The organism is Streptomyces sp. HNM0645 (assembly GCF_030056615.1).
Classification (GTDB): Bacteria; Actinomycetota; Actinomycetes; order Streptomycetales; family Streptomycetaceae; genus Streptomyces; species Streptomyces marianii.
On sequence record NZ_JASHLT010000078.1, the window covers coordinates 9,695 to 21,422 of the forward strand.

Annotated in this window: 8 protein-coding genes and 2 pseudogenes; 5 read left to right on the forward strand and 5 right to left on the reverse strand. The window is 70.7% G+C overall.

The genetic code is table 11. The features are described 5' to 3' along the window. The first annotated feature begins 468 nt into the window (after positions 1-468). Positions 469-699: a hypothetical protein gene (locus QMZ92_RS34300; RefSeq protein ID WP_283301631.1), complete on the forward strand. Its 231-nt coding sequence runs from the start codon at positions 469-471 to the stop codon at positions 697-699. A gap of 577 nt (positions 700-1,276) precedes the next feature. Here QMZ92_RS34300 and QMZ92_RS34305 read toward each other — a convergent pair. The 5 genes and pseudogenes from QMZ92_RS34305 to QMZ92_RS34325 form a co-directional block, all read right to left on the reverse strand. Beyond that, positions 1,277-1,696, reverse strand: coding sequence for an NUDIX domain-containing protein (locus tag QMZ92_RS34305; protein WP_349307794.1), 420 nt, complete (start codon positions 1,694-1,696; stop codon positions 1,277-1,279). A 363-nt stretch (positions 1,697-2,059) separates the two neighbouring features. Further along, positions 2,060-2,336 (reverse strand): annotated as a pseudogene (locus QMZ92_RS34310) (transposase); the annotation flags it as partial. Positions 2,337-2,873: 537 nt separating this feature from the next. Further along, positions 2,874-4,892, reverse strand: a complete 2,019-nt coding sequence (locus tag QMZ92_RS34315) for a M48 family metalloprotease (protein ID WP_283301633.1) — start codon at positions 4,890-4,892, stop codon at positions 2,874-2,876. Continuing rightward, complete coding sequence (locus tag QMZ92_RS34320; protein ID WP_283301635.1) at positions 4,889-5,590, reverse strand: RNA polymerase sigma factor; 702 nt, start codon at positions 5,588-5,590, stop codon at positions 4,889-4,891. The genes QMZ92_RS34315 and QMZ92_RS34320 overlap by 4 nt, the downstream gene beginning before the upstream one ends. 101 nt (positions 5,591-5,691) lie before the next feature. Next, positions 5,692-5,904 carry a hypothetical protein gene (locus tag QMZ92_RS34325; RefSeq protein ID WP_283301638.1) on the reverse strand — a complete coding sequence of 71 codons (213 nt, stop codon included), beginning with the start codon at positions 5,902-5,904 and terminating at the stop codon, positions 5,692-5,694. Between the two features lie 237 nt (positions 5,905-6,141). Here QMZ92_RS34325 and QMZ92_RS34330 point away from each other — a divergent pair. The 4 genes and pseudogenes from QMZ92_RS34330 to QMZ92_RS34345 all read left to right on the forward strand — a co-directional run bounded on the left by QMZ92_RS34330 (position 6,142) and on the right by QMZ92_RS34345 (position 11,253). After that, a pseudogene (locus QMZ92_RS34330) lies at positions 6,142-6,871 on the forward strand (transposase family protein). Positions 6,872-7,497: 626 nt separating this feature from the next. Next, the gene (locus QMZ92_RS34335; RefSeq protein ID WP_502962205.1) at positions 7,498-9,429 is read left to right on the forward strand and encodes an ATP-binding cassette domain-containing protein; all 1,932 of its coding nucleotides are present in this window, start codon (positions 7,498-7,500) and stop codon (positions 9,427-9,429) included. Between the two features lie 180 nt (positions 9,430-9,609). Then, entirely contained in the window at positions 9,610-10,497 is an 888-nt protein-coding gene (locus tag QMZ92_RS34340; protein WP_283301640.1) for an NUDIX hydrolase, read from the forward strand. A 447-nt stretch (positions 10,498-10,944) separates the two neighbouring features. Beyond that, positions 10,945-11,253, forward strand: coding sequence for a hypothetical protein (locus QMZ92_RS34345; RefSeq protein ID WP_283301642.1), 309 nt, complete (start codon positions 10,945-10,947; stop codon positions 11,251-11,253). Positions 11,254-11,728 lie beyond the last annotated feature (475 nt).

Below are 11,728 nucleotides of genomic sequence, written 5' to 3' on the forward strand. Positions count from 1 at the left end.
CGGAGGCGGTGAAGGGGGAGCTGAACACCCAAGCCCTCCGCCGCCCGGCCCGCCCCCGCTGAGGAAAGTCGGAGTCATCACGTGCCACACGCCCGCCCGCGTGCCGGTGAAGTCCAGGCGGGCCAGCTCGCGGGCGCAGGCCGCCGCTCGGCCGGGCGACGTGCCGGTGTGGACGACCGCCTGGGGGCGGGCCGCCAGGGCCTCGCGGATGGCGGGTGCGAAGTCGGCCGTGCCCGCGTCGACGAATGCACCGCCACCCTACCTTCATTGGACGGGGCGGCGCGTAGTCCGCTCACCCACGCCCATCCGGCCGGGCCAGCCGCCCGGTCGTCGATCACAGCGGTACGGGTGGCCTTCACCTCCCGGGTGAGGTGGTCGATCAGGGCCGCCTGCAACACATCCTCGCCCGCCCTGGTCACCGCCATCGTGCGGTGCTGGGACACATGAAAGGTGTTGCCGTTCGAGACGTTGACGAGGAGCTTGGCCGTCCGCGCCTGCTCGTACAGCTCCGCCACCGCAGCCCCGGCCGCCGCGGTCGTCGGGCCGACGGCCGCGGCCACCGTTCCGTCCGCCGTGAGGCGTTCGGCGACCGTCCGCGCTCGCTCCGAGAAGAAGGCGTGGCTGTCCATCCCCGTCTTCGCGCGCCCCGAAGGCGACTTCACCTACGCCCAGCGGATGCAGATCCTCGACACCGCATAGGCCATGACCACCCCCGACGCCCCGACCGTGAAGAGCTGGCTCGTCGTGGTCGCCCAACGACCGGACGCCGCCGCATGACCCCGGCCGCCTCGGCACTCGGCAGCAGAGACCTCCCCCTGCGACCACGCAAACGTCGGGGTACTGATCTCCCTCCCCGAGCGGCCTCCCTGTGTTCGAGCGGACGAACCCTCCGGCCGGAATCGCCCCGGTCGCCGGCCACGTCGACCAGCATGGCGGCCCCGGTGCAAACCGCACGCAACGAGGTCACCGAAGAGGATCGATCTCACCGTCACCCACCTGCACCCGCTGCTGGACCAGTGTCGGCCCAACCACTGCCTCCGCACACCCAGCGGTCACGTCGGCCACCGCTGGTGGAACTTCCAGGCTGAGGTTTCCGGGTCGCTGTGTCCCTCGCCCCGGGAGGTCCGCGCCCCTCGGGGAATCCACCCCGACCAGCTACAGCAGCAAACGCTGCGGACCGCCGCGTACGCCAACGGGTGCCTGGACCGTGCAGAGTTCGAGCGCGATCCCGACCTGGAGCCTGTGTGGTGCCGCTTCCTTCACGACCTTGAGCTCGTCACCCTGCCCTCGGCCGGCCTCGACCGGATCGAGGCCGTCCTGTGAACGGCGACCAGGGGCCTACCTCAGCGGGAGCCGACCGCCCGGCCGGCTGCCAGACGGCAGGCGTGCGCACGGATCCGCTCGCGGTCATCGAGGAAGACGCTGTCCAGTCGGCGTCCAGACGGAACCGTGCCGCCGGCTGGTTCTGCTCCCCGGCGAGCGGTACGTCGCGTCCGACGACCGCGGCATAGGACAGGCCCAGCGTCGGAGACCAGTCGGCCCGGTAGGAACGCACCGCCACGGCTGCGGGCTCGGGCAGCAGGTCGCTGCGCAGGCCGGTCTCCTCCAGCAGCTCTCGTGCCGCCGCCGCACGCGGCGCCTCGCCCGGCTCCACCTTGCCGCCGGGCGGCACCCATCCGCGCACACAGTGCTTCACGTGGCGCCGCTCCGTCCGCCACGCCGCCTTCCGCGCGCCATGCGGCCGAGGAAGCACAGTCCGCATGTGGCAGTCCTGGATTCTTGTGCAGTGTGCGGAATGACCGAGATACAACTGCGGCGATGTCAGCGGCCCATAGCACCCTGCCGATCTTGTGTGATGATCCGTCTGAGCGGGGGCTTTTGCGCTGTGGGCTATGTCACCGACCTCGCATCACTCACCCGACTCCGCCCGCCTCCCAGCCCGCCCATGAACATCCGCTGGGACACGGTCGAGGCCGACCTCGGCATGCCGCTGCCGCGGGACTACAAGGAACTCGCCGAACGCTACGGACCAGGACGATTCTGCGACTACGTCAGCATGCGGCTCGAACGTGCCCGAGGTGTCACGCGGGACCTTGACCTCGACCGGCCCGACGTCGGTCAGCACGGTTTTGGCTCGGCCCCCGTTGCGGAAGTTGCCGCTGGCCCGGCCAGCGGCATCGTGCTTCTCGTAGCCGAGGTGATCGGCGCTCTCACCTTCCAGCACAGACTCCAGGACCCGCTTGGTCAGCTGCTGCAGTAGCCCACTGCCCGGTCAGCTGCGGCCCCTCCGACCGGGCCCGCTCCACCAGGATCGCGACCGGTTGCTCGTCGAACACGGGCGCAGGCGGCCCGGACTGGGCACTCTCGGCAAGCTTCACGGTCTCCAACTCAACGGCGGTATGAGTCGCTTGACTTCTCTCCCGTGAGATCCGCCGTTGGATTTACGCTCCCCCGAATCGAGACAGGGCCGAACGTCTTACAGTCACCACCCTGCGACCGCGGCCGACGCAACGAGGGCCCAGATCCTCGCCGAGTCCATGACGACCACGACCGCCACCGAAGCCACCACCACTGATCCGGATGGCGAACGCTCGGAAGACGGCCGACCGGACCTCGCGGCCGCCGTGCTCGCGTGCGCCCTCATCGCCGTCGGCGCCGCGGCGGTCCACCTCACCCATCGGCACTCGGCACGTGAGTCCTCGGCAGTCCGGTCGGACATCGCCCGTGCTGAATGCAGGTGGTCGGCCTTGCCCGCCGCCGAGGCGTCCTGTGGATCCGGGTGTTCCGCTATACGGTTCACGTCGACGGGTGCCGCAGCCGTCCCGGACCGCACCGGTCCAGGACGGTCCAGACCTGACCGCGAGGCAACGCGCCTACACGCCCTCGGTCGGGGTTGCGGTCGGCATCCGTACGCACAGGTCACCGTAGGCGAGGTGGCCGGGCGGGCAGGTGGACTGAAAGGGCGGCGCCGCCGGCGGATACCGATCCGGCAGGGACGGCCGGGAGCGCTGCTGGTTCACCAGGTCCCAGCGCAGTGCGAACAGGAGCAGTGCGACCAACGCCATGAGGAACACGGCCACCGGGAAGGCAGGCCGTGCCGGCCTTCCTTCCGACCTCACGCCCGCGGACTCGGCGGGAACTCGCAGGGCAGAGTCCGGACCCGCCGCATTCAGTTGCGTCTCGAGCGGGACCCGGCAGAGCAGCAGACGAGCGCGTAGCCGGGCAGCGCTGTCCGGGTCCGTCAGCGCGGCCGTGGCGAGCTCCAGCGCTTCGGCCGCCGACGGCCCTTCGGGCACGACCCGGCCGGGGCCGTGCATGCAGAAGGTCCAGCGGGCCCGGCCCGCGGCCACGAGCGCCTGTCCGATCAGCAGTTCCAGGGCGAGGACCGCCCGCCGGTCGTCGGCCGCCCGTTGTTCCCCGACGCTGTGACGGTCCTGCCGCCCGTGGCTTCTGCTCGGGGTCTCGCCCCGCTCCTCCCATCGGTCGGCCATGTGCCGCACCCACCAGCTCTCACCGGCCCGGCGTCCCCCGTCGGCTCCGGTTCCTTGGTCGACGCGCAGGGGTGCGGCTTGCCACCGCTCGCCCCAGCCCGTGTCCCGCAGCGCGTCGACGAGTTCGCCACCGCGCGCACCGGTCAGCAGGTCCAGGACGCCACCGGTCGTCGGGCGGGCAAGGGCGATGAGCCCCACCGCCGCGTCCAGTTCCTCAACGGCGCGCACCGCCCGGGCTTCCGCCGCCTCCGTCAGCCAGTCGGACCAGGGCCGCGTCAGACGCTCACGGCCGGGCGGCCGTGGCGACGGGACCAACGCGGCGAGCACTCCGTCCGGAAGGACACCGTCCTCGTTGATCAGGAAGTGGGCAGGGCGCTGATCCGGCTCTGCCCGCCCTGCCGGTAGCGCCCGCAGCGCGTCCAACCTCTGTTCCAGGGGCGGGTGCGAGTCGAACGGATGACGCGCGGAGACCGGGTGCCGCGTACCCTCCGCCACCCGCCGCGCTCCGGTCCGGGCGCACTCCGGACCGGACAGGGCGGCGGCGAAGGCACGCAGCGGGTCGTCCGGTAGACGCCCCAGTTCCGCCATCGGAGTCAGCACCTGCGAGCGGAAGTCCTCCCACGCGGCAGCGACCCTTACCGTGGACGTCAAGGCCCGGACGGCAGCGTCCCTGCCCACCACCGCTGCGGCCGCCTCGTCCGCCTCCAGTTCCTGTCGGCGACGTACGGCGAAGGACAGCGCGTTGTAGACCCAGGCGTACAGCCCCAGCGTCAGGTGCTGGAAACCCGTGTAAACGGTGACGATGGGATTTCCGAGCTCCGTCTTGGCGTAACCCTCCCGCGCCGCGTCCAGACCGGTCGCCCCGCGGTAGACCGTCGCGGCAAAGCGGGTGTGCCGCTGTGCGTAGTGGCCGAGTTCGTGGGCGAGCACGGCGCGGAGCTCGTCGGCCCTCAGTCCGGCCAGAAGCGGCAGTCCCACGTACAGGCGACGTTCCCGGGCCCTGCCCGGGGCGCCCGCCTGCTCGCTGACCGCGGCATTGGCCTCCATGGTCAGGCGGATCTCCGTCGGTGCGGGCGCCCCGGTTCGCTCGGCCAGGTCCCAGACGGTCTCCCACAGGCCCAGAGCATCGTCGGTGCCCACCGCCAGTGTTCCGCGGCGCGGGGCGGCCCCACCACCGATGCCCATGACGAGCTGGGCGACCATCACCAGGGCGGCGACTGCGAAAGAGATCTGCGCAGGCAGCAGGGACAGGCCGAGCTCGCCCTCCGGGTCGAAGACCACGTGTGACATCACCACGCCGAAGACCGCGTACCCGCCGATGAGGACGACGGCCAGCGCATAGAATCCGATCACCAGTGCGAGCGCGCCGGCCGACCGCAGCACGCGGCGTAACCGGCTCACCCCCCCTCTCCTTCGGCTTCAGCGGCGTCGGTGTCCGCCGAAGAGGTGAGTACGGCAGCCAGTTGCCGGGCCGGCAGCCCGGATCGTGCGACAGCGGCCCGCAGCCACAGCTCGGTTCGCCACAGGGCCACGGTGACGGGGTCGACGGAGCCTGTCGGCCCTTCCCGAAGCCGCGCCTGCGCCTGCGCCTGCGCCTGCGAGGGCACCAGGCCGGGATCGTCGTGCCTCTCACGCCCTGTCCGTCGGCCCTTCCCAGCGCCCGTCCCGTCCGACATGCCAATCGCCCTCCCCAGCTTGGCGCGGGCCCTGAAGACACTGGACGCGACCGCGCCCCTGGTCAGGCCCAGTTCGCCGGCGATCGCCTCCTGGGTCATGCCCTCCAGGCAGTTGAGCACCAGCACGGTTCGCTGCCGGGAGGGCAGTTGGGCCAGCGCGGTGAGAACAGCGCGGGCCTCCACCGTCTGTTCGACTCCGGCCGAGGGTGGAGTCTGCAGCGTGCCCGGTTCGGTGGGTCGGGTACGCGACCGGTCGCGTGCGACCACCCACAGGCGCTGTCGGACGATCCGGTAGACCCAGGCGTCGGGAGCGTCATAGTGGCGCAGCCGTTCCCAACGGACGAAGGCCGCCGCGTACGCCTCCTGAACCGCGTCCTCGGCGTCCTGCGGGTGTCCGCACAACAGTAGGGCCTTCGCTGTCATGCCGGGGAACGACCGTGCGAAGAAGCTGTCGAACGACTCGGCCGTCCCCGCCGCCGCCGATGTGCGCCTGTGAACTGATCCTGGTGTGCTCGCCCGCCTAGTCACCGGCTCCCCCTCGCGTCCCACCGGCCCGGAAGCAGCATCACCCTGGCCCGGCCCGGCCCATGATGGTCCAGGACCAGGGCCGTGTCCCCTGCCTCCGTGAGGACGCCGATGATACGCCGCCGCTCTCTGGACATCAGCCAGAACAGCAGGATTCTCGGCATGGCGGCGGCCACGCCCACGGCGGCCGCCAACACCATCGGTTCCTGCATCAGAAGTACTCCCTCGCGTTCGCCGGACGATCCGTCTTCCAGTAACAGCGATGGAGCGGGGGATTGTTTACTCACGATTTCGCGGACCGGCGTCTGCCAGGGCGCGTATCACGTCGTGATGAAGCAGTGAGCCTTTTCCAACCTGCTGTTGCAGCCCGGCAGTTGATGTGACAGACGAGTGAAGCCCCTGGTAGACGGGTTCACGACCAAGATCACCCGTTCCGCCAGAGGCTTCACGTGCTTGTCTACCCGTCCGGACTGGACCTGTCCAGCTCTCATCTCCCCCTCACCGCCCGTCTCCGTGAACGCCGCCGCGCGATCGGTAGCCGATGGCGTCGGCCGAACGCCGGCCGACAGGCCCTGCTCGCGCTCGCCCACCTGCGCCTGGGCCACCCGTGCGCCCAGCCCGCGGCCGGGTTCGGCATAGGAACCACGACCACCTACCGGTACATCGCCGAGGCCGTGGAGGTCCTGGCCGCGTTCGCTCCCAGCCTTGCCGAAGCAGTACGGACCGCATCATCGAAGGCGTTCGTACTGCTGGACGGAACGCTGCTGCCAACCGACCGGACTGCCGCGGACCGGCCCTTCTACTCCGGCAAGCACAAGAAGCACGGCATGAACGTGCAGATCCTCACGGATCCGGCGGGCCGGCTGCTGTGGGCCTCACCAGCCCGGCCAGGCGCGATCCACGACATCCGCGCCGCCCGCGAGCACGGCATCATCGACGCTCTCGCCGAGGCCGGCGTCAAATGCTGGGCGGACAAGGGCTACCGAGGAGCCGAAGGCCGTCCGTGTCCCCTGCCGGGGCCGCTGGGAGAAGCTCTCCGCAGGTCAGCAGGCCGTCAACCGGTCCCACGCCAAGATCCTGACCTTCGTCGAACCCGCCATCGCCGCCCTGAAGACCTGGCGCCTCCTGCGCGACGGACGGTGCTACGAGCTCACGCCGCCAACGGCCCTCACGGCTTGACAGACGACATTAGGAATCAGTGCTTTCGGGGCTTTTTCTGGCCGGTCATCGAAGACGTGGCCGACGAGGGCGAGCGGACCGTGGCGCAGGCCCGGCCCCCGAAGTGCGCCGCGATCTGCCCGGTCGGTGTCCGGGGCGGTCTCGGGGCGGGGCCACGGCTTTCACTGACGGATCGTGGCCGACGTTCGGTCGACAGGTGGTGGGGACCACGCCTCCCTCCGCCCCACGCCCGCCAGGTACGCGCCTGCGACCACAGGGCCCGGAGGCGGATGTCCGACAACGCGGCCATGGCGCTGCGCCGGGCCTGACTGACCGCGCAGATCCTCAGTGCCTCAGCATCGGCGTTTCGGCCAATCCCCCACCGCCAGTGTGCTCTTACGTGGCAAGGGTCCGTGCACTGCGCACGTTCGGAGAACCGCTGGATCCCGGGGAACGCAAAGCGTCCGAAAGCGCATGTGTTCGAAATTGCGGCGGCGTCGTTGAACGTACCGACACCATCACCATGCCCACGAAGGGGGAACACGTTGACGACAGCCGATCCAGCTGGAGACGGAATCAAGAACTCGCCAGAGGCCCCAGTCCCGGACGGCATCTCGGACGCCGAGCGGGAGCTGTACGGGGGGCGGTTGCGCTACGACCAGTCCTACGTCCGGCATGAAGGCCCCCTGACCCGGCTGAAGTTCGGGCACATGGCGGCCGCGCTTCCCCGCATGGTCGGCATGGTCCTGCGCACCGGTTGGCAGACGGACCGGCGGGCGCTCGCCGGTCTCATGGCGGCGCAGCTCGGACAGGGTGTGACGGCCGGCTGGGGGTTGGTGGCGGTCAACAGCGTGCTCACACAGCTGTTCGCCGACGGTCCGACCGCGGGCAAGCTGCGCGAGGCACTGCCGTCCCTGGCCGTGCTCGCGGTCGCGGCGGTGGCAACCGCGGTGCTGTCGGCGTGGTCGACGGCCATGTCGGGCCGACTGGAGCCGCAGGTGGAGCGGGCGGTCTCGTCCCGGTACTACACGGCCGTCACCGGTGTGGAGGTGGAGGCGACCGAGCGGCCGGAGGTCCAGCGGATCCTGGAGGCGGGGAGGTTCGGGACCGACTCGGCCCGCAGCATGCTCCGGCTGTCGGTGGGCGTGGGCAACGTGGTGATCGGCATGGCGGCGGCCGCGGTCGTGCTCGCGGCGCTGCACTGGGCGTTGTTGCCGATGCTGCTGGCGATCGCCCTGCCCAAGGGGTGGGGCGCGGTCCGCTCCGCGCGCCGTGACTACCTCTCGCGTATGAACTGGGTCGACCACCGGCGGGCGATCGCCTCCCTGCTGGCCTACCTGACCCGGCCGCACGCCGCCGGGGAGATCCGCGTGCACGCCGCCGGTACGAAGCTGCTGTCCAGCTACGAGGAGATGTCCCGGCAGACGGAGGCGGAGCAGCGGCGTCTGGCCCGGGCGCAGGCCTCGACGGATCTGGTCGCGGGCGCGTTCGCCGGTGTGGCGTCGCTGGCCTGCTACGGGGTGCTGTGGTGGCTGCTGTCGACGGGTGGAGTGCCGCTTGCTGTCGGAGGGACCGCGGTGATCGCCATCCGCACTTCAACAGCACGCCTCACGTCGCTGGTGCAGCAGGTCAACCGGCTGTACGAGGAGCTACTGTTCCTCACCGACACCGAGGACGCCATCACGGTGGCGGGTGAGAACGCGATTCCCCTCACCGGGACTCCGCTGCCCACGCCGGTGCGGGAGGTGCGGACGGAGGACGTGTCGTTCACCTACCCGGGAGCGGACTCCCCTGCTCTGAAGGGTGTGCGCGTGCGCATCCCCCGGGGAAAGGTGACGGCCCTGGTCGGCGCGAACGGCTCGGGGAAGACCACACTGACGAAGGTGTTGGCCGGCCTGCTTCTTCCCACCGGAGGAAGCGTGTGGTGGTCGGGTGAACCGGGCGAGCAGGTCGAGCTACGTGAGGCGGATCGCGCCCACGTGTTCGCAGCGGTCGGGGTGCTGGCGCAGGACTTTCCGCGCTGGGAGATGACGGCGGCAGCGAACGTCGCCATCGGCGCCGGCGACCGGCCCCGGGACATGGGCCGCGTCCGCACGGCCGCCGGGGACGCGGGCGTGCTCGACCTGATCGAGGGACTGCCGCACGGGTGGGACTCGATCGTGTTCAAGGGTTACGAGCGGGGCGTGCAGCTTTCGGGCGGGCAGTGGCAGAAGCTGGGTTCCGCTCGAACTCGGTACAGGCAGGCGCCGTTCCTGCTGGTCGACGAGCCGACCAGCGCGCTGGATCCGTATGCGGAGATCGCCGCGTTCGAGGGGCTGTGGTCCCTGGCCGAAGAGGGGCACGCGGTCGTCCTCGTCACCCACCGGCTGGCCGCGACCATGAAGGCCGACCACATCTACGTCCTCGATCAGGGGTGCGTCGTCGAGGACGGCACCCACGAGGACCTGATGGACCGCGAGGGCGGCCTCTACCAGGGGATGTTCACCGCACAGGCCGCCCAGTACGGACTCGCGCCCGAGGCCGGCACGCTCCCCGGCCCCCGCGGCACCCGACCGTCCGACCACGAGACAGCGAGCTGATCACCAGCGCCCGTACCACAGCCCGGCCGCCAGTACCGCCTCCTACCCGAAGGCGAGACCACGCTCATGCCCCCCAGCCCCTCCGCGATCCGCAGTACCGTCGAGGTGTAACTCAACCGCCACCCGAACGAGCGGAACGCCCTGGCCGGGCTGCTCGCCGCGCTGGAAAGGCCCAACGACGTGACCGCTCGCACGACGCTGCCCACGCACATCACCTGCAGCGCCGTGGTCGTCGACCGCCAAGGCCGGGTCCTGCACATCCGGCACCGCGCCACCGACGGCCTCATGCTCGCCCCCGGCGGACACGTCGAGCCCAGCGACCGCACGCTGCTCGCCGCAGCGCTGCGCGAGGTGTCGGAGGGAGCCGGCATCGCGCCGGGCGCCCTGTGCCTGGCCCGGCAGACGCTCGGCTCTCCGATCGACATCGACGTCCACGACATCGCCGCCAGCCCGTCCAAGGGCGAACCAGCCCACCAGCACTACGACTTCCGCTACGCGTTCTACCTCGCCGGCGAGGAGCCGCCTAAGGTCACCCTGCAGGACGAGGAGGTGTCCGGCGCCCGATGGCTGGCCCTACCGGAGGTGACCTCGTCGACGCTGCGCGCAAAACTCCTTGCGGCGCAGCTGGACGGGCAGCCTGAGCCGGTGAACGCGTCCGTGCTGATCCACGACGGGGCCGGCCGCTACCTGCTCCATCTGCGCGACCACAAGCCCGATATCTGGCAGCCCGGGGCGTTCGCCCTTCTCGGCGGCGGTCGCACTCACGCCGACGAGAGCATCGAGGGCACGCTGCTGCGGGAGCTGTCCGAGGAGGTGCCCGACCTCCTCCTCGAGGACCTGAAGCCCTACGCCGTGGAAGCCGCCACCAGCGTCGAAGGCCTCAGCGTTCCGATCCGGGTCTTCGCGGGCCGGTGGCGCGGTAACCCGGACCGGCTCCGGCTGCACGAGGGAGTGCTCCTGCGGTGGTTCACCCCCGACATACTGGACCGGCTGCGCCTGAGCCCCGCGACCCGGGACCTGATCAAACGGCACGCGGCCGAGAACCCCCCGAGCGACGAGCCGGCGTGACCGCTCCCCCGTGGGACGGGGGCACAGCCGGACCGTGCTGAACGGTGTCGGTGTCCACCTCCACCTTCAGGACGGCGAAGGCCGGGTGTTTCTCGGCCTTCGCCACCCCGACTTGACGTACGCGGGGGACACCTGGCACTACCTCGCCGGGCGCTGCGAGCAGGAGTCCGCCACCGCGGGCCTGAGTCTCGTCCGGGATGCGCATACCACCCCAACGAGCCCCAGCGCGGGAAGCAACACCTTGATTCCCTGCAAGCCCTTGGCCTCCCGTTTCGATTGCGGCGGTGTCCGGGCCTTGAGCGGAGACGCCAAAGTGCCGTCTGAGCTGGGATGATGAGGCTTCTCCCGGGCTTCTGTCACCACAGCAGGAAGGCACTTTCTGCGTGCACGCTACCGGGTGACGTCCCAAGCTCGTCGTATCAGCCGACGGCCGCGGGGTGGTCAGTCATGCCGGCCCGTCTGCTGTCCGATCTCGCCGATGCCACCGACCTGACCAACGTTCACCGACGAGCTGCGCCAACTGCGACCGCGCGGCACCGGTCACGCCCCGGGCCGGATCGCAGTGGAGTTGGCGGTGTCTCCCCGGCCGACGGCGGGGAGGCGATCGCCGACCTGGCCCTGCTGCGGGACCAAGCCGAGGTGTTCGGCCCGGTCGCGTCCAATCCCACCGCGTGGCTACTGCGGGCGTGCATCGATCCGGCCGCACTCGGCGCTCTGCGCGCGGCCCGTACCACCGCCTGCGAGGTCGCCTGGTAGCAAGCCGACGAGAGGCAGGAGGCAATACCGGCCTCCCGTGCAGGCGGACACGAACTGCCGGGTCTGGTCCCGGACATCGACGCCGCCCTGGGGCGAGGCGCTGGCCGGCCTGCTGCGGTCCGGCAACGTCGCGGCCGACACCGCCGAGAACCACATCACCGTGCTCGCCCAGCTCCCCGACGCCCCCGCCACGGCACCAGCATCCTCATCCGTGCGGACAGCGCCGGGGCTGCCAGAGCGTTCCCAGCCCACATCCGCGGGCTGCGCTCGCGCGGGATCCACACCTCCTTCTCCGTGGGATGGTCCATCACCTAATACTGCAACGGTCTTTGGTGTGACGGTGGTTTGGGTTCTGGTGGGGTGTGGCCTCGTCGTTTGTAGTGACAGATGCGGGCTTGGTGCTGGCGTCGGCGGCGCCAGGTGGACCAGTGCAGGACGTGGAGGACGGCTGGTCGGGGCCCTGGAGCGAGGCGGG